Source organism: Pseudofrankia sp. DC12 (assembly GCF_000966285.1).
Classification (GTDB): Bacteria; Actinomycetota; Actinomycetes; order Frankiales; family Frankiaceae; genus Pseudofrankia.
In genome coordinates, this window is sequence record NZ_KQ031391.1 from 3,198,839 (window position 1) to 3,222,945 (window position 24,107).

The following is a 24,107-nucleotide window of genomic DNA, read 5'->3' on the forward strand; positions in this document are numbered from 1 at the left end:
GGAGGACGACGGGAGTGACCGACCCGGCTCATCGCCCAGAGCGGGACGGCTCGGCGCCGGGACCACCTCCGTGGCCGGATCCACCGGTTCCGCCGGAGCCCCGGGATCCGGCAGCCCAGGCGGCGGATCGCCCGGTCGCGGCTCAGCCGGAGTGGGAGCGGCCCCCGGGAGCGGGCCGGTCGGCGATCCGGGCACGGCCCGAGGTCCTGCCACCCGGTACGACCTCCCAGCCAGCTTCGACACGTCACCCAGCCCGGGGCGCCGGCCGTTCGGGCGCGGACGAACCTCGCGCGGCCAGCGCTCTGCCGGGTGTCTCGCGGTGGACCCATCGGGCCGGCTCAGCGACGGTGTGGCTGGTCGCGGCGGGCCTGACCGCCGCCGTCGCCGCTGTCACCGCCGAAGGCCGGCTCGGTCCCCGTGATCCGCGCGCAACCGATCCGACATCCTGGTGGGGCATTCTCCCACCAGTCCCACCCACCAGCATCACACGGGGCACGCTCGCCGGTATCAGCGCGCTGTCCGTTGTCGGCCTGTGCCTGTGCTGGGCCGGCCTGGTCCGGCTGGCCCTGACCGACCGGCTGAAGCCCCGCGCGGCGCTGGCCGCGACGGCCGCCTGGGCCGCTCCGTTCGCGCTCGGGCCGCCGCTGTTCAGCCGGGACGCGTACGCCTACGCCGCCCAGGGTGAGCTGGCCAGGCGCGGCATCGACCCGGCCACCCACGGCGTGGCGGCCCTGGCCGGCGACCCGCGCGGGGCCGCGTTCATGGCCGCGGTCGACCCGCGCTGGCGCGATACCCACACCCCGTACGGCGGCGGGGCGGTGGCCGTCGAGCGCCTCGCCGCGACGGTCGCCCGGCTGTTCGGCACCGGCCCGACCGTCGCGCTGGTGACGTTGCGGATCGTCGCGGTCCTCGCTGTGGTGGCCCTGGTCGCCTGCACCTACCGCCTCGCGGCCGGCGGACCCGCCACCGCGGCCGGCGGACCCGCCACCGCGGCCGGCGAGACGCCGCCGGGCGGGGGAGCCACCGCGGGCCGGGCCGAGGACCGGGCCGTCGCCGTCGCGGTCGCGCTCGTCGGCGCCAACCCGGTGACCGTGATCCACCTGATCGGCGGTATGCACCTCGACGCTCTGGTAGCCGGGGCCCTGGCCGGAGCGCTGCTCCTGGAGCGGCACCGGTTCGCGGCGCGACGGCCCGATCTGCCCGGTCCGGGTACCGGCCGCGGGACCGGTCCGGGCGCCTGGTGGGGCGGTGTCTCCTTCGCCGGGCTCGGGGCGGTCGCGCTGGCCTGCTTCGCCGGCACCGTCAAGGCGACCGCTTTCCTGGGGCTGGCCTGGCTGCTCGTCGCCCATGCCCGTGACGCCAGGGCCGCTGGTGCCCCAAGTGTCAGGGCCGCTGGTGCCCCAAGTGTCAGGGCCGCCGGTGCCCCAAGTATCAGGGCCGCCGGTGCCCCCGATGTCAGGGCCGCTGGTGCCCCAAGTGTCAGGGCCGCCGGTGCCCCAAGTGTCAGGGCCGCCGGTGCCCCCGATGTCAGGGGCGCCGGCCGTGCGGCGATGGCCGGCGTCCTCGTCGTCGATCTCGCCGTGGCCCTTGCCGTGCTCGGGCTGAGCATGCTCGGCAGCGGCTTCGGCCTGACCTGGCTGCACGCGCTGAGCACCTCCGGGGCGCTGACCACCGGGGTCGCGCCGGCGTCGGTGCTGGCCTGCATCATCGCGGCGCTCGGGCGGCTCGGCGGGGTGCACGCGTCGACCGGGAGCGGGTCGGTCCTGCTGACCGGCGCGCGTGCCGCCGCCCTGGCCGTCGCCGGGCTGGTCTGCGCTCGCCTGCTGTGGCTGGCCTGGCGCCGTCCAGCCCGCACCGCGCCGCCCGCCGCCGGCACCGCGGGGCCGGCCGAAAACGGCTGCTACGACGGGCTTCTGGTGCTCGGGGCCGGCGGGCTGGCGGTGGCGCTCGGCAGTCCCGTGCTCTACCCGTGGTATCTCGCGCCGACGTTGCCGATGCTGGGCATCCTCGCCGCGCGCTGGCAGCTGGAACATCTCGCCGCGGGCTCGCCGGCCGCCGCGGTCAACCCGCGCCGCCGCTGCCGCACGGTGGTCGGGGTGACCGCGGCCGGCTCGATCTGGCTTTGCGGCGCGACGCTTTCCCCGCTCGCGCAGACCTGGCGGCTGCTGGCTCCGGACGGGCCGGCTGGGGCGCTGCCGCTGGTGGTCACGGCCGTCGTCGGCGCCGCCCTGCTGATCACCGCGGCGACCTTCGCCACCCGTACCGTCAGCCCGGCGGGTCGCTCGCGGCGGCCGGGTCGGTCCGCGCCCGGCCCGCGGGACGACGACCGGCAGGCCGCCACGCGATGACGCGGACGGCCCGCCAGCAGGCCGCCAGCAGCAGGATGTTGCGCGCGACCAGCACGAGACTGGTCACCGGCCGGCCCTCGATGATGTCGTTGTACCGCCACGGGTAGATCACCTGGCTGATCGCGGCCACCACGAGAAGCATGGCCAGCGCGGCCCGCCGGTCCGCTCCGCGCCTGGCCTCGGCCGGGTCGGCGACGAGATCGCCGTCGGGCGGCTCGGTGGCGCCGAGGGCCACGACCGCCGCGGCCACCGCCAGCACCCAGACCAGGTACTGCGGGCTGAGCACTCGCGAGGTGACCAGCACGACCAGCAACAGCGCCAGCAGCCGGTCTCCCGTGGTCAGCGCCAGGCCTCGGGCTGGCGCCGGGCCCGGGCGGGTGAGCCACCACCGCGACGCCACGACGGCGACGACCGCGATCTCCACGAGCGAGCAGGCGGTCGCGACGGTGCGCGCCGCCGGGTCGCCGAACTGGAGCGACCCGTACTCGTAGTGCGCGGTCTCGCCGACGCCGAACATCCTGATGACCACGAAGACCGTCGCCGGCACGGCCTCCAGCTGCAGCCCCCTGGCCCGCTGCGCGCCGAGGAACCCGAGCAGGTCCCCGCCGGCGCCGGCGGCTACCAGCAGCAGCCCGGTCACGAGCGCCGCCGCGGCGGCGCCCACGGCGGCCCGGACCAGCGGCCGGCTCCACAGCCGTCGCCACGGCGACGCCCCGACCGGCGCCTCACCGGCGAGCGCCGACCGGCCGAGCGCGATCAGCAGGAAAGCCGGCCAGGCCTTGACCAGCACCCCGACGGCCGCGGCGAAGCCCGCCGCGCCAAACCGCGGACCCGCCACCCCGGCGGCCCGGCGGCCAGCGGCCCGGCGGCCAGCGGGCACGATCAGGAGCAGGCCGGCCACGGCGCAGGCCGCCGGAACCAGGTCGAAGCGGGCCAGCGTGACCGGCCCGAGCAGCGTGGTTCCCACCAGCCACACCCGCGCGCCCGGCCCCGGCGGCTCTCGGTGGCCCGGTGCCGGCTTCTCGGCCGGATCGCCTGATGTCCGCGAGTTCGCCGGTCCGGCGGGGAGGCTGCCCGCCGCGGGCCCGCGGGCCCGGCCGAGCGCCGCGGTGACGGCGGCGTCGACGGCGAGCATGAACAGCGGGAAACCGGCCCGGTACGGCAGCCGCACGAGCACCTGGGCCAGGGCCGGTATCGCGAACACCAGGATGGCGCCCGGTGGGTACTGCCATTTCTGGTCGCCGACCGGCAGGCCGTGGCCGTGCAGGAACGCCGTCCCCCAGCCGGCGTAGAGCCGGACGTCGCCGAGCACACCCTGCTGGGCGCCGAGCGGATGGCCGGCCCACACCAGCGCGAGCAGCAGCAGCCGAGTGGCCGCCCAGAACCCCCAGAGCCGGCCGACCGGCCACGGCGCCCGCCAGGGAGCCGCGATCCGGCCGAGCCAGCCCCGCCCTGGCCGCCCGGCCGCCCGGGAACGCTCCCCGGCCAGGCCGGCCCGGTGGGTGCCCGTGGCCTGTCCGTGGTCCAGTGCGGACCCGTCGTCGTCGCCAGCCGCGGCGACGTGTTCCGCCGCGCCGGGCGCGGGATCCAGCCCAATCGCGGGGGCGGCGAGCATCCTCGTCGTCGTTCGAAGACGCAGGGCCAAGTCTCTTACGGTCCGCGCGTTGTCTCGGCGAGGCGATTCGGACCGCATAACGCGGACCGTACCGGCCGACCACGTCGGGCCGCGTGGAGGGGACCGGTCACTGCGGGTACCGTGCGTCACCTAGTGCATCAACGGCGATGCGCTCGCGGGACGGGACGTCGCCCGGCGGGTGGACCGCCCGGCCCCAGGTGGCCCTGCTCCGGCAGGCGCCAGCACCCCGCCGGGTGGCCCTCGCGACGGGCCCGCGGACCCGACGCCCGTGGGCCACATAGGAGGGCCAGTGAGCCTCGGGTCATCACCCTGGGACACCGCGTGCGTCCAGCTGGCGGACGCGGCTCGTCACCTCGGTCTCGACGACGGAATGCACGACCTGCTGCGCATGCCGCGGCGGTCGGTAACCGTGAGCGTCCCGCTGCGGCGCGACGACGGGCAGCTGCTGGTGCTGACCGGGTACCGCGTGCAGCACAACCTGGCGCGTGGGCCGGCCAAGGGCGGCATCCGCTTCCACCCGTCCACCGACCTCGACGAGGTCAAGGCGCTCGCGATGTGGATGACCTGGAAGTGCGCGCTGATGGGCATCCCGTACGGCGGCGCCAAGGGCGGCATCGCCGTGGAGCCGCGGATGCTCTCCGACCATGAACGTGAGCGGATGACCCGGCGCTACGCCGCCGAGCTGGTCCCGCTGATCGGCCCGGAGAAGGACATCCCGGCGCCGGACGTCGGCACCGACGAGCAGACCATGGCCTGGATCATGGACACCTACTCGGCCCACACCGGCCACACCACCCACGGCGTCGTCACCGGCAAGCCGCTGTCGGTCGGCGGGTCGGCCGGCCGGGCCGGCGCGACGAGCCGGGGCGTCCAGCTGGCGATGTTCGCGGCGCTGCGTGAGCGCGGCATCGATCCGGGCAGCGTCACCGTCGCCATCCAGGGTTTCGGCAAGGTCGGGGCGCTCGCCGCGCAGTACCTGCACGACGCCGGCTGCCGGGTGGTCGCCGTGTCGGACGTGAAGGGCGGCGTCTACAGCCCGCGAGGGCTGAATCCCACCGCGCTGATCCGCCATCTCGCCCGGGGTGCCGACACCGTCGTCGGATTCCCGGGCACCGACACCGTGAGCAACAGCGAGCTGCTGGAGCTGGACGTGGACGTGCTGGTCCCGGCCGCGCTCGAGGGCGTGATCACGGCGGAGAACGCCGACGGGATCCGGGCCAGGATGATCGTCGAAGGCGCCAACGGCCCGGTGACGGCCGAGGCGGACCCGATCCTCGCCGCGAAGGGGGTCGTCATCGTTCCCGACATCCTCGCCAACGGCGGCGGAGTCGCGGTCTCCTATTTCGAATGGGTGCAGGACCTGCAGGCCTATTTCTGGACCGAGGACCAGGTGAACGAGCGGCTGGCCGAGCTGATGGAACGGGCCTACGGGCAGGTCTCCCAGCTCTCCGCCGAACGTGGGCTGACGCTGCGGGAGGCGGCGCACGTCATCGGGGTCGGCCGGGTCGCCGAGGCGCACCGGACCAGAGGCCTGTTCCCGTGACGGCCGGCTGTCGGGTTCGGCGGCTCACCGCGTGACCGGCTGAGAAACAGGCCGCCCCAGAAATACCGGTCGTCAACGCCGCCGGCGCCGAGCTCTGGTGCCGGCGGCGTTCGCATGCGCGATTCCGCCCGCGACCGCGGCGTCGGCCGCCTCGGCGGCGACCCGCAGCAGCGCCGCCTCGCCGTCGGCCGGCGCGGTCCGGTTGCGCCGACGGTGCCCGCAGCTCTCACAGGCGTGCGTGAGGACCATGTCGTGAGCGCGGGCCTCGACCGCGACCGGGCGCATCAGCCCCCCGCAGCCGGCCGCCCGATCACCCGGCGCAACGTCCACATGCCGTGACCACAGGCAATGGGGGCAGTGGTTCGTGTACCCGTCGCCGCGTACCGCCGCGCCGCAGACGAGGCAGGTGAAGTCCTCGGGCGTGCGGGTGAACTGGCGGGTCACCAGGCCAAGGTAACGCCCCGGACGATCCACGGAAGATCTTTTGGAGATCCGGCGACGCCAGCCGGAACCAGCCCGAGCGCGGTGCGCGCCGCCGGGTGTCGGTCCCCACGTTGAGCCAGACCGGGTGGCTGCGGTTCTGAGCCCTATCCCAGCCACCAGGTATGACCCGATGCTGCTCCGCGCGGTGGACGAGTCCGAAGCCGCGTCCGGGCCGGTCGGCGGGTGACGCCATCGCTTTCCGCCGGGCCGCGTCCTGGGTGGCCCAGGCACCCGCACCCGCACCTGCACCCGCACCCGCCCCGGCCGGCCGAATCCCGGCCGGCTGGGCGGTTCGGGCCCAGGGCCCACGGGTGGGGGCGGTCTGGAGTGTCGGACCCGCGGGGTGAAATAGTGGACGTCCAAGCACATAGCCGTGGTTCGCGGATATCGGTCGGCTGGCCCCCCGCCCGTCGGTGCCGGTCGTCGCCGGGCCAGCCGAGGGGGTGACTCCGTGGACGACACGCAGTCGCGCGACCCGGCGGTCCCACGGACAGCGGAGCCGGCGGAAGCCGACGGGCTGTCGGACCGCGACGCCCGGGTGCTGCGGTTCGAGCGACGGACCTGGCGGTACCCGGCGGCCAAGGACGAGGCCATCCGCGCCGAGTTCGGGCTCTCGCCGCCGCGCTACTACCAGCTGCTGAACGCGTTGATCGAGACGCCGGCCGCGCTGGCCGCCGAGCCGGTGCTGGTCGGCCGGCTCTCGCGGCTGCGCGCCGCACGCAGGCAGGGCTGGTCCCCGGCCGCGAGCGTCTCGGCCCGTGGCGGGCGCGCCCGGCCCGGCCTGGCGCCGGACGCGGATCGGGCCACCTCCACGATCACCGCTGTCGCCGTCACCACCCCGACGCCGCCCGCGGCGGACGGGCAGGCCGCTGATGCCGTCGAGCCCTACCCGACCGACCCTGCGGACCCGGCATGAGCGGACCCGGCATGAGCGGACCCGGCACCACGACCACCACCCGCTCCGGCCCCGCCACCCCGACGCCGCGGCGGCCGGCCCGCGCCGGTCGGCTGCGCGCGGCGGGAGCCGGCCTGATCGCCGTGCTCGCCGTCGCCGCCGGCATCCTGCTGGTCAACCTGCTGCACGACCCGAAGTCAGGCCAGCACCCCATCGCGAGCCGCGCGTCGACCCCCACGCCGGTCACCACCCAGGCTCCGCGCGCCACGACGAGCAACCATCCCAGCGGCGCGGCCTCGTCGGCCAGGCCCAGCTCGCCCGCGTCATCGCCGCGTACGCCGAACCCCCCGCCAGCGGCCGGCGCCGGCGCGGTGGCCCCGGTCGTCATCCTCAACGACTCCAAGATCGATGGCCTTGCCGACGCCGCCAGCGCGCCGGTCAGGGCCGCGGGCTTCACGGTCGACCGGGTCGGCGGCTACGTCAGCACCTACAACGTGCCGGTGACGACCGTCTTCTACGAGGACAATCTGAAGCCCGCCGCGGAGAACCTCCAACACCGGGTTCCCGGCATCGTCAAGATCGAGCCGATCGCCGGCACCGACATCAGGCTCTATGAGCCGGGCAAGCTGATCATGGTCGTCACCCGCGACTTCCCCACCCCGACGCCCGCTCCCTGAGATTCCTCCGCGCGGCTCCGCCAGCGAATCCAGACCGGCCGGTCTGACACTCACCGTCAGCGGAACACCACGCGACGCGGTCCGGTGGGCGCCGGATCCGGGGCCACCGGCACACTGGACCCATGGACGCCTGCCTGTCGGCCATCGCGGCCGCGTCGTGACAGCCAGCCCTGCCCCCGCCTCGGGTCCTTCATCCGCCTTCTCGCGAACCTCGCCAACCGGCTCCGCTGACGCTGTCGACAGCCCGGCGACGACGGGTCCGGCGACGGCCGCCGGTTTCGCCGACCGGGCCGGCATCCCGGGCGGCGCCGCGCTCGCGGCCCTGATCACCGCGCCTGAGAACGCGCTCGTCGCGCTCGACTACGACGGCACGCTCGCCCCGATCATGCCCAGGCCGATGGACGCCGCCCCTGCGCCCGGAGCCGTCGACGCGCTGCGCGCGCTGGCCAGCCGGGTCGGCACACTCGCGATCATCACCGGGCGCCCGGTGGACGCGCTGCTGGAGCTGACCGGCCTGCCCGCCGACGCGGGCACCGAGGCGCTGGCGAACCTGACGATCCTCGGCCAGTATGGGCTGCAGCGCTGGGAGGGCGCGACCGGGGACACGGTCAGTCCGGAACCGCTGCCCGGCGTCGCGGCGGTACGCGCCCGGCTGCCCGAGGTGCTGCGCGACGCTCCGCCCGGGGTCACCGTCGAGGACAAGGTGCAGGCGCTGGTCATCCACGTCCGCCGCGCCGTTGATCCCGACGCGGCGCTCGGCGCGCTCGCCCCCGCCCTGCGCCGGCTCGCCGAGGAGCACGGCCTCGAGGCGGCTCCTGGCAAGAAGGTCCTGGAGCTGCGGCCGCCGCATCACGACAAGGGCCGGGCCCTGCGGGAGCTCGTTGACGAGCGCTCGGCCCGGTCGGTGCTGATGGCCGGCGACGACCTCGGCGACCTGCCCGCCTTCGACGCCGTCGAGGCGCTGCGTTCGACCGGGATCGCCGGTCTCACCGTCTGCAGCGACGGCCCCGAGGTGCCGCCCGCCCTGCGGGAGCGAGCCGACCTCGTCGTCGACGGCCCCGCCGGGATTGTCGCCCTGCTCCAGGTCCTCGCGGCCCGCATCGGCGCCTGACCAACCCGCCCACGGGCCGGCCAGGCCAAGGACGGTCAGGCGGGCAGGACGGCCAGGCCAAGGACGGCCAGGCCAAGGACGGTCAGGCGCGGAGGACGGTCAGGCGCGGAGGACGGTCAGGCGCGGAGGACGGCGCCGGCCGGTGGGGCTGGCAGCGCCGCGAGCTGCTGGCGAAACCAGTCGCCGGGTGGGAGGCGGGCGGCCAGCTCGGCGATCCGGCCGGCGCGGCGGCGGCGTTCGGCCGGTGGCATCCGCAGCGCGGCGTCCATCGCCTCGGCGGTCTCCGTGACGTCGTACGGATTGACGACCAGCGCTTCGGTGCCCAGCTCGGCGTAGGCGCCGGCCTCCCGGGACAGGATCAGGGCCACGTCCCGGTCGGAGACCGTCGGGCCCTCCTTGGCGATCAGGTTCATGCCGTCGCGGATCGGGTTGACCACCAGCACGTCGGCCAGCGTCAGCGCGGCCAGCGAGCGCGGGTAGTCGTCCGTCACCTCCAGCCGCAGCGGCAGCCACCCGTCGGTCGCGAACTCGTCCTTGATCTCGGTGGCGATCCGCTGCACCGCGGCGGTGTACTCGCGATACTCGGGCAGGTCGTGCCGGGACGGGTAGGCGCAGACCAGGTGCATGACCCGGCCGCGCCAGTCCGGATGGTTTCGCAACAGCTCGCGGTATGCGTCCAGGCCACGGACGATGTTCTTCGACAGCTCGGTCCGGTCGACGCGGACGATCAGGCGCCGGTCGCCGACCTCCTCGCGCAGCTCGGCCGCGCGGGCGGCCACGTCCTGCGCCGCGGCCCGCGCGCGCAGCGCCGGGGCGTCGACCCCGAGCGGGTGGACGCCGATCCTGACCCGGTGGCCGGGCTGCTCGTCCACCGACGGCAGCGCGTCGACGTGCGGGTCCGGCGGCGACGGCCGGCCGGCCGCCACCGCGGGCGGGGCCATAGGTTCAGAAACGGCCGCGAGATCAAGACCGCCGTCCAGCACGCAGGTCTCCACGCCGTCGATCTCGACCTCGTCGCCGAGCAGGACGCGAGCGCAGTCGCGGAACGCGGTCGCCCAGCGAACGGTGAGGAAGCCGAGCCGGTCGGCGCCGAGCATGCCGCCGATCACGGCCCGGGACACCCGGTCGGGCAGGATCCGGAAGTAGTCCGGCGGCGCCCACGGGGTGTGGGTGAAGTGCGAGATCCGCAGGTCGGGGCGCAGCTTGCGCAGCAGGCCTGGGACGAGCGTCAGGTGGTAGTCCTGGATCAGGACGGCGGCGCCGGGAGCCGCGTCGAGGGCCAGCGCGTCGGCGAACATCGCGTTGTAGGCCTCATAGGCCTCCCAGTCACGCCAGAACGCGGCACCGAAGCTCGGCTCGCTGGCCGGGGCGAACAGCAGGTGCAGGACGAACCACAGCGTGCGGTTCGCGACCCCGTTGTAGGCGCGGTCGAAGACGACCCGGTCGACGTCGAGCATCCGGATCGCGGCGCCACCGGTGTCGAAGCCGGCCCGGTCGAGCCGGCCGTCCGGCGCCACCCGAACCGCCCGGCGGTCGGCGTCGGACAGCGCCGCGCACACCCAGACGATGCCGGACGGCGGATCCTCGGGGTCGGTCTCGCTGCCCTCGGCGGCGTCGCCCTGGCCGGCCGCGGTCGCCGCCGCTTCCCGGATCACCTCCTGCATCCCGCTCACCAGGCCACCGCTGCCCCGCCGGGCCAGCAGCGCGCCGGAATCGGAGAGGGAGAACGCGACCGGGCCCCGGTTCGAGGCGACCAGCACCCGCGCGGTGCCGGCGGCCGCCGGATCAGGCCCCGCCACCACGGCACGGGTCAGGTTTGGCACACAGGGCAGAGTAGACCTCAAGACCGGGTCAGATGACCAGGTCGGCGCCGATCGGTCGCGCGAAATCTCCAGGCGCGCGCCACCTGGTTGCGGCCCGTCAGACACCGCGCGGCAACATCGACAACGGTCGACGCCACGGGCCGCCGACGGCCCGTCAGGAGGTGGCCGCCAGCGGCGCCCGGCCGGCGACGGCGGCGCGCACGGCGCTGGCCCAGCCAAGGGTGACCGCCTCCTTCTCGACGACGACGTTGTCGTAGGCGGTCAGCAGGGTGGGGATGTCCGGGTGCCGCAGGGCGTTGGCGACCAGGTGCATCCGCCCGACGTACCGGGCCATCGTCAGGTCGCTCGCGGAGTCGCCGATCGCGATCGCGTCCGCCGGGTCGATGCCGCGCCGCCTGAGGTCCCAGGCAACCGCCTCACCCTTGCCGACCCCCTCGGGCACCAGGTGGTAGACGTGCGGGTTCACGCCCAGGTCCGGCATGTGCTGGGGGGCGATCAGCCCGTTGTCACGCATCGAGAGCCAGTCGAAGCCGTTATCGCGCAGCCAGGCATCGACGGTCGGAACGTCGATCTTGCCGCGCAGCATCACGTCGAGCTCGCGGCCTGTGTGCCACGGAGTGTGCAACTCCAGCCGGCCCGGATTGGCGGCGATCAGCTTGTGGAGCAGCTCCTCGGGCACCTGGGCGTAGCCGGCCGGCATCGCGCCGCGCAGGATCTCGCTCTGCCAGCCGTGGTCCCAGCCGACAATCGCGCCGAGCTCGCCGATGAAGCCGTCGGCTCCGAAGATCGCCGCCGCCTCGACCAGCTGCGGCCTGGTCCGGCCGCTGACCAGCACGAGCGTCAGACCGGCGGCATGCAGGCCGACGAGCGCCTGCGCCGCCTCGAGGGTGTGCGACCCGTCCTCGGCGACGAAGAACGAGCCCTTCGGGCCGACCATGGTTCCGTCGAGATCGGTGTAGACGACACGGATGCTCACGCGCGCGGCTCCTCCCGGCGGCCGGGTTCCACGCGATCAGCTCATCCGTCGCGCGGTTCCCGGCCTGGTCCCTGCAACCTTCCGGCAGCCCTAAGTCTTTCTCCCGCCCGGCCTCGGGAGCTGGGGACCCTCCCGGCCGGGTCGGAGGTCTCCCCCGCGGGGCTCCCGGTCGGTCGACGCCCGGCCCGCCCCGCCGTCGTCAGCATGAACGGCCGCGACCGGGACGTGCGATGGGACGCAATCCGCATCACACCCCTGCGCCCAAAAGGACGATGCGCTGAAGGGTGGCGGCGGTCTACAGTACGGACACACAACTGAACATGGCTCATCCAGAGGGGCAGAGGGAACGGCCCAATGAAGCCCCGGCAACCGAGCGGACGAGCCTGCTCGCTGATCCCTCCGGGATCAGCTTCGCCTTTGCCGCGATGCCTGCCCGGGGGGCGACCCCCGGACCCCCGGTGTCGCGCTTCGCGCGACCTAGGTGCTTCTGACCACCCGGTCAGGTGCTCTGACCGAGCACGTCAGGTGCTTCTGACCACTCGGTCAGGCGGTCATCTCCTAGGCGCGGCCCACCCGTGGGCGCGGTCTACGGCAGTGCTCCCCGCGGCAGGTGCCAATTCCGACCCGAGGTGCCATCGTCGGCCCCGGGAAAGATGAGGAGATCCGCGATGACTCTCGCGCCGGAGCGCGCTGCCCAGACGGGCTCGACCACCGATGACGTGAACCCCGCCGTCTCGCTTTCCTGTCGCCACTGCGGCGCGATCTACCCGCTTGGCCCGCAGCACGTCTGTTTTGAGTGCTTCGCACCGCTGGAGATCGCCTATGACGAGGACCGGCTGCGCCGGGTAACTCGCGCATCCATCGAGGCCGGGCCGAAGAACCTGTGGCGCTACGTCGGCCTGCTGCCCGCCGGCCACGACCCGGCCCGCCGGGTATCCCTCGGTGCCGGCTTCACCCCGCTGCGGCCGGCGCCACGGCTGGCCGCCGAGCTGGGAATGAAGACCCTCTGGGTCAAGGATGACAGCGCGAACCCCACCCATTCGTTCAAGGACAGGGTCGTCTCGGTCGCGCTCTCCGCCGCCCGTGACCTGGGCTTCACCACCGTCGCCTGCGCGTCCACCGGCAACCTGGCGCATTCGGTCGCCGCGCACGCCGCCCACGCGGGCCTGCGCTCCATCGTCCTGGTCCCGCACGACCTGGAGGACGGCAAGACCGTCTCCACCGCCGTCTACGGCGGCACCCTGGTCGCGATCAAGGGCAACTACGACGACGTCAACAAGCTGTGCAGCCAGCTCGCCGACGAGTACGAGTGGGCGTTCGTCAACGTCAACGTCCGCCCGTTCTACGCGGAGGGCTCCAAGACGCTCGGCTACGAGGTCGCCGAGCAGCTCGGCTGGCGGCTGCCGGCGCAGGTGGTCATCCCGATCGCGTCCGGCTCGCTGCTGACCAAGGTCGACAAGGCGTTCCGCGAGCTGGGCAAGCTCGGCCTGGTCGAGCCGACGCCGTACAAGGTCTTCGGCGCCCAGGCCGCCGGCTGCAACCCGGTCGCGGCGGCGTTCGAGCGCGGCGTCGACACGGTCTCCCCCGTCCGCCCGTCGACGATCGCCAAGTCGCTCTCGATCGGCAACCCGGCCGACGGCCCGTACGCCCTCGACGTCGCCCGCCGCACCGGCGGCGCGATCACGGACGTCACCGACGACGAGATCATCGAGGGCATGCGCCTGCTCGCCCGCACCGAGGGCATCTTCGGCGAGACCGCCGGCGGCGTGACCGTGGCGAACCTGCGCCGCCAGCTGCGCGAGGGCCTCCTCGACCCCGACGCCGAGACCGTCATCTACAACACCGGCGACGGTCTGAAGACCCTCGACCCCCTCGTCGGCATCGCCCTCCCCACCGCGACGATCCCCCCGACCCTGAGCGCCTTCGAGGCCGCGGGCCTGGGCGACGACTGAGACCCCACCTTCTGGCCTCGTGCGGTCACGATGCGACACCACCCACGAGGCCGGAAGGACGGTCGACTCTGGTCAGCCCCAAACAGGGCCGATCGTGGTTGGACCTGCTTTGAACGTCTGATCGCCGCAGGCTGGCCGCCAGACGCACCCGCAACCGGCTCGATTTCGCGCGTCCTGGTCACCGCCGTCGAGCACCGGTCGTCGGCGCTGTAGACGTGCCACACCGCGTTCGGCAACTCGAGCGCGCCTGTCGACCCCAGCCCCTGCACTGCGGGCGTGGCGACGGCTGGCTACTCAACCGTCGAACTTGGGAGGCCGGTCACAAAAGACAGGGCGTTGTGTCTCTGACGTGCCATTCCCGGTTGTGCGGAGCGCAACGGTCCATAACAATGCAGTTCCTATCGTGCTGCGCCGGGGGGAGCAGACGACGATGTTCATGGCTCTGTCGTGGCCGGACAGCCAAGTTCGTAGGTCGCCGATCCCGTGCCGCCCTGCCCAGCCAACCCCACGCCGGATCAGGTATTCAACAACCCAGCATGTGTCTCGATGTACTCGGCGCGGGCCGACGACCTACAGCGCATCCTGCGGTTCTGGCTGCTGGCGGTCGAGATCGCGCCAGTCGTCGTCAAGTTCGTCAACTCGCTACTGCCCCGCCGGGCCTATGCGGAGCAGATGTTCGCTCGCGACGAGGAAGCGCGGCGCAGGGCCCGCGCCGACGTCGCCCGCATCCGGTCGGACGCAGATGCGGACGTCGCGATCGCGCGCCGCGCAAGTCAGCTGAGAGTCGAGGTTGAAGGGGCGACCGCCGAGTTGGGCATCCGGGAAGCTGCCCGGCAGGCGCGGCGGTTCCGGCTGCCCTGGATCCGGGATCAGTTCGAGCGAGCGGTCGGCGCCACGCGGAGCCGACGCGCCGTGCACGTCATCGATCTCGACGAGTCAGGCGTGCTCCCGGAGGCTCCCCCGAGCCCACCGGTCCCTGGTCCGAGGGCGGCGCCTGGTCTGCGCGTGATCAACAACGAGGACTTCCTCTGACGCTGCGACGGCGCCAGCGCAACCGACGCGGGCGCACCTGATCCCGGCGCCGTCACGCGGCTTGAGCCTGATTGCGGACAGGACTGGAACGGGTCAGTTGTATGGCTGGCAGCGTCGGATCACGACCTAGGATGATTCTGCCTCAACTTCGCGCCACTTTCGAGTATCATGCAGAGCATGACCGTGCTGCCGTTCACCGAGGCGCGCAACCGACTTTCTGATCTGATCGACGAGGTAGCCAAGACGCACGACCGGGTGGAGATCACCCGGCACGGCCGCGCAGTAGCCGTGCTGATCTCCCCGGACGACCTTGCAGCCATCGAGGAGACGCTCGACGTCCTCGCCAGCCGCGAGACCATGCGGCAACTGGAGGAGTCGCGCGCCGCGGTCGAGGCCGGCGACGTACTGGACGCCGACGAGCTCGCGGCGCTGATGGCGAAGCGCGCCCGTGGGGACGGCGGGCGCCAGGCATGAGGCCGGGCGGCGAGCCCTACGAGCTGAGGATCGCCGGTCCGGCGGCTCGTGCGCTCGCCAGCCGCCTCCCGGAGAAGATCGCGTCGGCCGTCCACGAGTTCATCACGACAGCGCTGCTGGAGAATCCGCGCCGACTGGGCAAACCGCTCCTACTGCCGCCCTACGAGGGGACCTGGTCCGCCCGCCGTGGCACCTACCGGGTGCTGTACGAGATCGACGACGAGAACAGAACCGTGCTGGTCACCGCCATCGAGCACCGATCCGACGCCTATAGATCACGCTGACCATCCGCCGGGCTCGGGCCGCCACAGTCAGCACGGAACCGGGGCGGACGAAGCAAGGGGGACGCCGAGCTGGTTGGTGCCGGCGGCCCGCCGGCAGGCGTCCTGCGGAGGCTGCGCCCGGCAGGGCATCGAGGACCGTCGAGCGCTCGGCGTTGGCCGGATGGCCAGGCGACAAACGCGCAGGCAACGGGTGGTCTCGACGGGCCGACCGGTCGACGACAACGTTGCTGATACGCGGAGCGAGCTTGCACTCACCGATGTCGAGTGCTAAACAGGGACTGGCACTCAGGTAGGGTGAGTGCCAGCAGGGCTGAACGACGAGGCCGTCGCCATCAGTCATTCGGGTCAGTACCTGGTGTTGCATGCCAGGTACTCGGTCCGTGGAGCGTCCGCCACCGGGCGGGCGCCGAGGCGCGTGGTGTCGAGCCGTCCGTCGCGGGCGTCGTTGTGGCCAGGCCATCACACTGCCATATCCCTGTGGGAGGACTCCGACACCATGCCGAAGATCATTGCCTTCGATGAGGAGGCGCGGCGCGGCCTGGAGCGCGGCATGAACCAGCTGGCCGACGCCGTCAAGGTCACGCTTGGTCCGAAGGGCCGCAACGTCGTTCTGGAGAAGAAGTGGGGCGTACCCACGATCACCAACGACGGTGTCTCCATCGCCAAGGAGATCGAGCTCGAGGACCCGTTCGAGAAGATCGGCGCCGAGCTCGTCAAGGAAGTCGCGAAGAAGACCAACGACGTCGCTGGTGACGGCACCACCACCGCGACGATCCTGGCCCAGGCTCTGGTCCGCGAGGGGCTGCGCAACGTCGCCGCCGGCGCGAACCCGCTCGGCCTGAAGAAGGGCATCGAGATCGCGGTCGAGAGCGTCTCCGAGGAGCTCTCGAAGCAGGCCAAGGAAGTCGAGACCAAGGAGCAGATCGCCTCCACGGCGTCCATCTCCGCGGGCGACCCGGCCATCGGCGCGCTGATCGCCGAGGCGCTCGACAAGGTCGGCAAGGAAGGCGTCGTCACCGTCGAGGAGAGCAACACCTTCGGCCTGGAGCTCGAGCTCACCGAGGGCATGCGCTTCGACAAGGGCTACATCTCGCCGTACTTCGTCACGGACGCCGACCGTCAGGAGGCCGTCCTCGACGACCCGTACATCCTGATCGTCAACTCCAAGATCTCGGCGGTCAAGGACGTTCTCCCGCTGCTGGAGAAGGTCATGCAGGCCAGCAAGCCGCTGGTCATCATCGCCGAGGACGTGGAGGGCGAAGCCCTCGCGACCCTGGTCGTCAACAAGATCCGCGGCACCTTCAAGTCCGTCGCCGTGAAGGCCCCGGGCTTCGGTGACCGTCGCAAGGCCATGCTGGGCGACATCGCGATCCTGACCGGTGGCCAGGTCATCTCCGAGGACGTCGGCCTCAAGCTCGAGTCGACCTCGGTGGACCTGCTGGGCAAGGCGCGCAAGGTCGTCGTCACCAAGGACGAGACCACCATCGTCGAGGGCTCCGGCGACCCGGACCAGATCGCCGGCCGCGTCTCGCAGATCCGCAACGAGATCGAGAAGTCCGACTCGGACTACGACCGCGAGAAGCTCCAGGAGCGCCTCGCCAAGCTCGCCGGCGGCGTCGCCGTCGTCAAGGTGGGCGCGGCGACCGAGGTCGAGCTCAAGGAGAAGAAGCACCGCATCGAGGACGCCGTCTCCAACGCGAAGGCGGCCGTCGAAGAGGGCATCGTCGCCGGTGGTGGCGTCGCCCTGCTCCAGGCCTCGGTCAGCGCGTTCGACAAGCTCGACCTGACCGGCGACGAGGCCACCGGGGCGAACATCGTCCGGCTCGCGCTCGAGGCGCCGATCAAGCAGATCGCCTTCAACAGCGGTCTCGAGGGCGGCGTCGTGGTCGACAAGGTGCGCAACCTGCCGATCGGCCACGGTCTGAACGCGGCCACCGGCGAGTACGTCGACATGCTGGCCACCGGCATCATCGACCCGGCGAAGGTCACCCGCTCGGCGCTGCAGAACGCCGCGTCGATCGCCGGCCTCTTCCTCACCACCGAGGCCGTCATCGCCGACAAGCCCGAGAAGAACCCGGCCCCGGCCATGCCGGGCGGCGGGGACATGGACTTCTGACAGGGGCTCACCCTGCTCAGTGGCCTTCGGCCACTTTCGCCGCGGCCTGTCAGAAGATGTCTGCTCCGGGGGGCGCCCCCCGGAGACCCCGGATGTCGCGCTTCGCGCGACCAAGGGGTCGCCGCCTGGCTAGGGTTCGAGATCACGATCGTTGAGGTCGGGACCACGGGCCTGAGCGCTGGGATCGGCTGGGTGGGCATCGGAGTGGGCTGGGCGTAGGAGTTCGTTGCACGTCAGGAGGGGCGGTCCCGATTGGGGCCGCCCCTTCCTGCTGTGCGGCCGTCGTGAGAGCCGGCCCTCGGTGCGGCCCGGCGGTCGAAGCGCCACAGTCCATACCGACGCAGCCGGGACTGGGCCAACGGAGTTGGTACCTGATGTGATGGCTGGGCCGTATTGCGTAGGTGGCATGGCCTTGGCGCGTGGCCAGTGGAAGGGTAGGCGTATGTCGCAGAATTCCCCCGTGCCGGGCTGGTACCCGGACCCGTCCGGGGCGCCGGGGCTCCGGTGGTGGGACGGCGTTCAGTGGACCGGGCACACCCAGGCCGCGCCGGGTCAGCCGCCGGCGCCCTCGCTGCCGCAGCAGCCGACGCCGCAACAGCCCGCGGCGCCGGTGTATCAGAAGCCACCCCAGCCGCAGGGTGCCTTCCAGCCGGCGGGCGCCCCGCCCCAGCAGCAGCCGGGCGGCTTCCCGTCCGCGCCGGGGCAGCCGGCGCCGGGCTGGCAGCAGGGGCCGCCAGCGCAGCCCGGCGCGCAGGGCTGGGGAACCGCGCAGGGCGGCTTCCAGCCAGTACCGGTGCACACCGGGTTCACCCCGGACAAGATCCAGGAGCAGGTCCAGCAGCGGGCCGGCGTCGCGCCGAGCGGCCCGGGCGGTGGCACCATCTTCACCGAGCCCGTGCTGGTGGTGAACCAGAAGACCCAGTTCATCGAGGTCACGAACCAGTACGCGATCTTCGACCAGGGTGGCCGGCAGATCGGCTCGGTGGTCGAGGTCGGGCAGAGCACGGCGAAGAAGGTCGCGCGGGTGCTCACCTCGCTGGACCAGTACATGACGCACAAGCTGGAGGTCCGCGACCAGGCGGGCAACGTCATGCTGGTGCTGACCAGGCCGGCGAAGCTGGTCAAGTCGAAGGTCATCGTCACCCGGCCGGACGGGTCGGAGATCGGCCAGATCGTCCAGCAGAACGCGCTCGGGAAGATCCGGTTCGGCCTGATGGTGGGCGGCCAGCAGATCGGACTGATCAAGGCCGAGAACTGGCGGGCCTGGAACTTCTCGATCGTCGACCACGCCGAGGTCGAGGTCGCCAGGATCACCAAGACCTGGGAGGGCCTGCTCAAGACGATGTTCACGACGGCGGACAACTACGTCGTCCAGCTGCACTTCCAGCTGCCGGACCCGCTGCTCAGCCTGGTCATCGCCTCGGCGCTGACCGTCGACACCGCGCTGAAGCAGGACTCCCGCGGCTGGAACTGAGCCGGCGCGGCGGCAGGCCGCCCTCGTCCCGGCCCGCGTGACCGGGACTCGTCAGATCCGGGACCAGGAATCCCGACAACGGCCGCCGCGGCGCAGTTCGTCAGACAAGTTCTTAGACACAACGCTGGGTGGCGGGCAGGATGGCCGGGTGACTCCGACATCAGGACCTCCGGAGGCGCGAAAGAAGAACCCTTTCGCGCCTCCTCCGGCCGGGGCGGTCACGCAGGCCCCGCGCCGATGGCTCCCGACGGTGGCGCTGCCCGCGCCGCCGGTGACGGTGGCCGCGCTGGACGCGATCGACGCGGACGACGGCCGGGTGGAGCTGCTCGACGGGCTGTGCGTACTACGCCCGTGGCCCACGCCGCTGCGCACCCGGGTGACGCAGCGACTGGCCGAGCTGCTCGCCGTGGCCGCGCCGTCCGGTGCGCACGTCTATCCGCATGGCCTGCGCGTCGAGGTTTCCGCCCGGACGTTGCTGATCCCGGATCTGGTGGTCGGCCCCGCGCCCACCCCGACCAGGCCCTCCGCGGACACCGACCCGAGTGGAACGCCGCCGCTGGCCGGCACGGTGCCGTCCCGGATCACCGAGCCACCGTTCCTGGTCATCGAGGTGGCCGACGAGCACACCCGCCGGTACAACCGCACGCTGAAGCTCGATCTCTACCGCGACCGCGGGATTCCGTCCTGCTGGCTGGTCGATCCGGACCCGGCGGGGCGCACCGTGACCATCGAGATCTATGACCTCGTCGACGGTGCCTACCCGCGGGCCGGCCGGGCCAGCGACGAGACCCCGCTCAGCGTCACCCGCCCGTTCCCGGTCACGTTCATCCCGGCCGATCTCGTCGACCCCGGCGACTAGGCAGGCGCCGATACAGGGCGAGCGCTACCGCGGCGGCCGCTGGATCGGCGTGAGGCGCATGGTCGTCTCGATGTCCGCCTCGATCGCCGCCGGGCGGCGCAGCCCGGGCGGCGTGTGGACCCGCTCGGCGTCCTCCTCGCGGCGTTCCGCGACGAGGACGCCGAGCGCGACCACGGTCTGCGCGACCGACCAGGCGATGCCGACGCCGACCAGGCCCCACCAGCGCCCGAGGACCAGGGCGCCGATCGGGACCATCAACGCGATGGCGCCGTGAATCCCGATCAGCGGGGCCAGCCGGCGCCGGGCCAGCGCGGCGCACAGTGCGAGGCTGTTCACCGCCCGGCCCAGGGAGCCGAGCAGGAGCAGCTGGAGAACGGTCGTCGAGCCGTGCCGGTAGGCGCCGCCGAAGATCGTGGTGATGATGGGAGCCACCAGGATCCCGACGACCACCAGGGCACCCATGCCGGCCAGGGTGCGCTTGCGCAGGGTCCGGTGGATCGGTCGCACGTCGGCGCCGGGCTGCGCGCCCTCGACGGTCATCGAGAACCCGAGAATCATCGGGAACTGGTCGAGCGCCTGGATGAGCATCCAGGCGATGCCGAACTCGGCGCCTTTCTCCGTGCCGAGGCCGGCGACGATGAACACCGGCAGCAGGGTCACCGCCAGCTGCTCGAAGATGAGCGCCAGCGTGGTACCGGCCAGGAAACGCCGGTAGCCCTGCAGCTGCGGCGCCTGTGTCAGGACGGCTGGCTCGGCGCCCGGCTCCCGCTTGTTCAGCAGCTTGCCGAACACGATTGAGGAGACGACGACCGTCGCGATGGCCGCCGGGACCACCCAGGCGGTCAGCAGCATCAGCGCGGTCGTGCCGGTGCCCATCGCGACCAGCACCACGAACTTGGTCAGGCTGTAGGTGGTGTTCTCCAGCGGCAGCCAGATCGCCTTGCGCAGCGAGGTGACCACCAGGTCCTGCAGGGAGAAGATCGCCCAGACCGTGACCGAGGCGGTGAAGCCGATCGCCGCGCCGACCGGCGCCAGAATGTGGAACGAATGATCGAGGCGCGGCGCCGCGACGGCGAAGGCCCCGCCGAGCACGACGCTGATGAGCACGGCCATGCCATACGAGCGCAGGACCAGAGCCCGCTGGTGCTCGCCCGCGCCCGGGAGGTAGGCGGAGAGGGCTCCTCCGAGGCTCATCTGGCTCAGCGTGGCGAGCGCCATCAATGCCGAGACGAGGGCCGTCCCGACACCGACCGCGGCCGTGCTCGACTCACGGGCGGCGATGACCCAGAAACCCGCTCCCAACAGCGCCGACAGCACGCTGTTGACGACACCGGCGAGACCGTTGCGGTAGAGCATGCTCATCTTGCGACGCGGCTGCTCCGCTCCGACAACCGCCGCCGTCTCGTCCGTGACGCTGGTCATCGCTGCGCTCCTCGTGCGGACGCCCGTGCGCTTCGTCGCCGTGCCTGTAGGTACAGCCCAGGCCCGGCGAGCATCCCGGCCATTTCTCTGGCCCGCAACCGACGCATGACCTCGGGCTTCGGCGCCGCGGGAATCTCCTTGGTACGGCTGCCCAGCTGCCTGGCGTGCCGCACGCCGCCGGGGATGCCGGCGACGACGCGCCGGCGGGTGGCCGGGTCCACCAGGTACTTCACGATGTACGCGGTGAGCCCGGAGCCGTAGCCGAACATCTGCCGGCTCAGCTCGGCCAGGTCGGAGCGATGGCTGTGCCAGACGAGTGCGGCCGGCTCGTAGGCGAGGGCGTGGCCGTCGAGCAGGATCCGGACGAAGATGTCCAGGTCCTCACCGCCCCGGGTCCTGGTGCCGGCGCCGAGCGCGGTGTCGAAGCCGCCGAGCGCCCGTACGGTCTCGGTCCGCAGCGCCAGGTTGGCACCGGTCCCGAAGACGCCCGCCGTGAACGGATGCAGCGGGCCGGGCGCGTTCGCCGGGTCCATGTCGTAGACGCGGGGCGTGCAGCTGGTCGACCAGGAGACCTTGGCATCGAAGTACTGCTCGATGTCGGTCGCCAGGTCGGCCGAGCCGACCAGTCCCGTGACGCAGGCGACGTCGTCCCGCCGGGCGAAGCCGCGGGCGAGCCCCAACAGCCAGTCGGCGTCGACCCGCACGTCGTCGTCGGTGTAGGCGATGATCTCGCCGCCGGCCTCCGCGAGGCCCTTGTTGCGCGCGCTGGACAGGCCGGGCACCGGCTCCACCACGTACCGGAAGCGGTCGTCGGTGCCGACCGCGGCGTCGAATGCCGCCTTGGTGCCGTCGTCGGTCGGCGCGTTGTCCACGACCACGACCTCGAAGTTGTCGTACCGCAGGGTGCGTAGCCCGTCGAGGCAGGCGGTCAGCAGCCGTGGCCGGTTGCGGGTGCAGACGACGATGGTGATCCGCGGGGTCGCCCCGGGCAGCCGCCGGCACGGGCGGCTCGGGGCGCCCGACCGGACGGCCTTGACGACGACGCCGGGATCGGGACCGGCCGGCAGCGTCACCCCGTCGTCGGCCAGGTGCTGGCGGATTCGCCCTCCGAGGGTCTCCACCGCGAGGGACACGGCCGTCTGGACGTCGACGCCGGCGGGCCCGTCGGCGTCCGCCGCGAGGGGCAGCTCGACGTAGCCGATCGGTTCACCGTGGACCCGGACCAGCAGCCGGGCCCGGCCGTAGTCACCGTCGTGCTCCCCGGCTGGCAGCCGGACCATCGGCCCGGCCAGCTCCAGCTCGCCGCAGACCAGCCCAGTCGGGCCGTCGGAACTCGGCGTTGCCCCGTCATCCGCCGCGGTCGGGTCGGCCGGCGCGGCAGCGGCAGCGGCAGCGGCAGACGAGCTCAGGGCGACGACCGTCGTGGCTGGCCGGCTGCCACCCAGCCCCGCCGAACGCCGACGGGATCTGGCGTAGAGCGCGGGGCCCGCGGCGTAGCCGGCGAGCTCCCAGGCGAGCAGCCGGCGCTGGAGCGCGTCGTCGCTGCCGGCGGCGCCCTGGCTGTCCGTGCTGATCTTGCGCATTTCCCACAGCCCACGCGGGACCCGGGCCATCAGGCCGCGCGCCGTGGTCAGATCGGTGAGGTGCTTGGTCAGGTAGGCCGCCATCCCGCTGCCGTACGCGTACATCTGGCGGTTCAGCTCGTCCACGCTGCTGCGGTGGGTATGCCAGACGAGCGAGGCCGGCTCGTAGTAGATGGCATAGCCCGCGAGAAGCACGCGCAGGAAGATGTCGAGGTCCTCGCCGCCCGCCGCCGCCGTTCCCGCGCCCAGCGCGGTGTCGAACTCGCCGACGGTGGCCAGCGTCTCCCGGCGGAACGCGATGTTGGCGCCGGCGCCGAAGATGCCGGCCGAGTAGGGGTACACGGGGCTCGGGACCCGGTGCTCCACGAGGTCGTAACGGCGGGCGGCGCAGCTCGCGGACCAGTTGAGCCGCGAGTCGAAGTAGCGTTCCGCCACCTCGGTCAGCGACGCGGTCGCCACCAGTCCGGTCACGCAGCCGATGTCGTCGCCCTGCGCGAAGCCACGCAGGATGCCCGCGATCCACCCCTCGTCGACGGTGACGTCGTCATCGGTGAAGGCGATGATCTCGCCGCGCGCCTCGGCGACGCCCCTGTTCCGCGCCCACGACAGCCCCGGCCGCTCCTCCCGCACGTAACGGAAGTGGGCCAGGTCCCCGACGGCGGAGGCGAAAGCGAGCTTGGTCGCCTCGTCGGACGGTGCGTTGTCGACGATGACGATCTCGATGTTCGGGTGCCGCAGGCGCCGAAGCCGATCCAGGCAGGCGAGCAACGTCTGCGGACGGTCGCGGGTGCAGACGACGACGGTCGCGACCGGCTGGACCGGCGCGGCCGCCGCCGAGCGCCGGCGCGGCGCGCGCGGGGTCGCGAGCGAGCAGCGCGCCGTAGCGGCGGGCGCGGGCACCAGCTCGGTCTCCGGCAGCCCTTCGGCCGCGAGGTGCCGCCGGATGCTCGGGCCGAACTGGTCCACGGCCTGCCGCAACGCGGCGTCGGCGTCGAGCCGGCCCTCGGCGAGCGGAAGCTGGACGTAGCCGACCGGGTCGCCGTGGAGCCGGACCAGGACGCGGGCGTCCTCGCAGAGCCTGCCGTCCGCGGTGCGTGGCAGCGCCGGCAGGCTGGGTGCGGAGAGCTCGACCTCGCCGCACCAGGTGGACTCCGGCCGGACCGTGTCGGCCGCGCCGCCGGGTACGGCCTCCGCCTGCTCGGAACCATCCAACGTCGGTCTGGTCATGCGCTTCTCTCTACGTGATGACCGGCGCGCCGAGTGAGCGAGCCCACGGCTCTGGTCCTGCTGAATGGCACCACCAACGTGCGATCTCGTCGCATCACGGCGTTGCTTGGCGGCGCAGGGCGACTTGCGTCGATCAACAGTCCCCCCTGGTAACTGTTGTCATGTTACAGCGAGTTACAATGCGCAAGAACG

The 24,107-nt window shown here is 72.7% G+C and carries 18 protein-coding genes and 1 riboswitch; of the genes, 12 read left to right on the top strand and 6 right to left on the bottom strand.

What is annotated here, in order from left to right; all coding sequences use genetic code 11:
• Positions 1-347: 347 nt before the first annotated feature.
• On the top strand, positions 348-2,348 hold the full coding sequence (mptB, locus tag FRADC12_RS12670; protein ID WP_045876797.1) for a polyprenol phosphomannose-dependent alpha 1,6 mannosyltransferase MptB: 2,001 nt from the start codon (positions 348-350) through the stop codon (positions 2,346-2,348).
• Here the strand turns inward: mptB and FRADC12_RS12675 are convergent.
• A complete protein-coding gene (locus FRADC12_RS12675) occupies positions 2,266-3,963 on the bottom strand; it encodes a hypothetical protein (protein WP_045876798.1) in 1,698 nt (565 codons plus the stop codon). The two genes, mptB and FRADC12_RS12675, sit on opposite strands and share 83 nt — an antisense overlap.
• Before the next feature lie 310 nt (positions 3,964-4,273).
• Here FRADC12_RS12675 and FRADC12_RS12680 point away from each other — a divergent pair, with 310 nt between their 5' ends.
• Positions 4,274-5,527, top strand: a complete 1,254-nt coding sequence (locus FRADC12_RS12680; protein WP_045879511.1) for a Glu/Leu/Phe/Val family dehydrogenase — start codon at positions 4,274-4,276, stop codon at positions 5,525-5,527.
• 72 nt (positions 5,528-5,599) lie between these two features.
• Here the strand turns inward: FRADC12_RS12680 and FRADC12_RS12685 are convergent, their stop codons facing one another.
• Complete coding sequence (locus FRADC12_RS12685; protein WP_045876799.1) at positions 5,600-5,971, bottom strand: RNHCP domain-containing protein; 372 nt, start codon at positions 5,969-5,971, stop codon at positions 5,600-5,602.
• A gap of 490 nt (positions 5,972-6,461) precedes the next feature.
• Between FRADC12_RS12685 and FRADC12_RS34330 the strand changes: the two genes are divergently transcribed.
• The 3 genes from FRADC12_RS34330 (at position 6,462) to otsB (ending at position 8,693) form a co-directional block, all read left to right on the top strand.
• The gene (locus tag FRADC12_RS34330; RefSeq protein WP_084010657.1) at positions 6,462-6,926 is read left to right on the top strand and encodes a DUF3263 domain-containing protein; all 465 of its coding nucleotides are present in this window, start codon (positions 6,462-6,464) and stop codon (positions 6,924-6,926) included.
• A gap of 11 nt (positions 6,927-6,937) precedes the next feature.
• Complete coding sequence (locus tag FRADC12_RS12695; protein ID WP_052710879.1) at positions 6,938-7,582, top strand: LytR C-terminal domain-containing protein; 645 nt, start codon at positions 6,938-6,940, stop codon at positions 7,580-7,582.
• Between the two features lie 157 nt (positions 7,583-7,739).
• Positions 7,740-8,693 (top strand): trehalose-phosphatase, encoded by a 954-nt coding sequence (gene otsB / locus FRADC12_RS12700; RefSeq protein ID WP_045876800.1) that lies wholly within the window; start codon positions 7,740-7,742, stop codon positions 8,691-8,693.
• Positions 8,694-8,809: 116 nt separating this feature from the next.
• On the opposite strand, the gene FRADC12_RS12705 is transcribed toward otsB, so the two are convergent.
• Together FRADC12_RS12705 and FRADC12_RS12710 are read right to left on the bottom strand one after the other, a co-directional pair.
• Positions 8,810-10,453, bottom strand: coding sequence for an alpha,alpha-trehalose-phosphate synthase (UDP-forming) (locus FRADC12_RS12705; RefSeq protein ID WP_045879514.1), 1,644 nt, complete (start codon positions 10,451-10,453; stop codon positions 8,810-8,812).
• A gap of 217 nt (positions 10,454-10,670) precedes the next feature.
• Positions 10,671-11,492, bottom strand: a complete 822-nt coding sequence (locus FRADC12_RS12710) for an HAD family hydrolase (protein ID WP_045876801.1) — start codon at positions 11,490-11,492, stop codon at positions 10,671-10,673.
• Positions 11,493-11,814: 322 nt separating this feature from the next.
• A riboswitch (SAM riboswitch) is annotated at positions 11,815-11,903 on the top strand.
• Positions 11,904-12,160: 257 nt separating this feature from the next.
• On the opposite strand from FRADC12_RS12710, the gene thrC reads away from it, so the two are divergent.
• The 7 genes from thrC (at position 12,161) to FRADC12_RS12745 (ending at position 19,683) form a co-directional block, all read left to right on the top strand.
• On the top strand, positions 12,161-13,444 hold the full coding sequence (gene thrC, locus FRADC12_RS12715) for a threonine synthase (protein ID WP_045876802.1): 1,284 nt from the start codon (positions 12,161-12,163) through the stop codon (positions 13,442-13,444).
• 546 nt (positions 13,445-13,990) lie between these two features.
• A complete protein-coding gene (locus FRADC12_RS12720; protein WP_045876803.1) occupies positions 13,991-14,476 on the top strand; it encodes a hypothetical protein in 486 nt (161 codons plus the stop codon).
• 177 nt (positions 14,477-14,653) lie between these two features.
• The gene (locus FRADC12_RS12725) at positions 14,654-14,950 is read left to right on the top strand and encodes a type II toxin-antitoxin system Phd/YefM family antitoxin (protein WP_045879515.1); all 297 of its coding nucleotides are present in this window, start codon (positions 14,654-14,656) and stop codon (positions 14,948-14,950) included.
• Positions 14,947-15,234, top strand: a complete 288-nt coding sequence (locus tag FRADC12_RS12730; protein ID WP_045876804.1) for a type II toxin-antitoxin system RelE family toxin — start codon at positions 14,947-14,949, stop codon at positions 15,232-15,234. The genes FRADC12_RS12725 and FRADC12_RS12730 overlap by 4 nt, the downstream gene beginning before the upstream one ends.
• Before the next feature lie 496 nt (positions 15,235-15,730).
• On the top strand, positions 15,731-17,350 hold the full coding sequence (groL, locus tag FRADC12_RS12735) for a chaperonin GroEL (RefSeq protein WP_045876805.1): 1,620 nt from the start codon (positions 15,731-15,733) through the stop codon (positions 17,348-17,350).
• 442 nt (positions 17,351-17,792) lie between these two features.
• Positions 17,793-18,824, top strand: a complete 1,032-nt coding sequence (locus tag FRADC12_RS12740; protein WP_045876806.1) for a phospholipid scramblase-related protein — start codon at positions 17,793-17,795, stop codon at positions 18,822-18,824.
• 250 nt (positions 18,825-19,074) lie between these two features.
• Positions 19,075-19,683: a Uma2 family endonuclease gene (locus FRADC12_RS12745; RefSeq protein ID WP_045876807.1), complete on the top strand. Its 609-nt coding sequence runs from the start codon at positions 19,075-19,077 to the stop codon at positions 19,681-19,683.
• Between the two features lie 24 nt (positions 19,684-19,707).
• On the opposite strand, the gene FRADC12_RS12750 is transcribed toward FRADC12_RS12745, so the two are convergent.
• Together FRADC12_RS12750 and FRADC12_RS31230 are read right to left on the bottom strand one after the other, a co-directional pair.
• On the bottom strand, positions 19,708-21,105 hold the full coding sequence (locus FRADC12_RS12750; protein WP_045876808.1) for a lipopolysaccharide biosynthesis protein: 1,398 nt from the start codon (positions 21,103-21,105) through the stop codon (positions 19,708-19,710).
• Positions 21,102-23,915, bottom strand: coding sequence for a glycosyltransferase (locus FRADC12_RS31230; RefSeq protein ID WP_157488832.1), 2,814 nt, complete (start codon positions 23,913-23,915; stop codon positions 21,102-21,104). The genes FRADC12_RS12750 and FRADC12_RS31230 overlap by 4 nt, the downstream gene beginning before the upstream one ends.
• Positions 23,916-24,107: the final 192 nt, after the last annotated feature.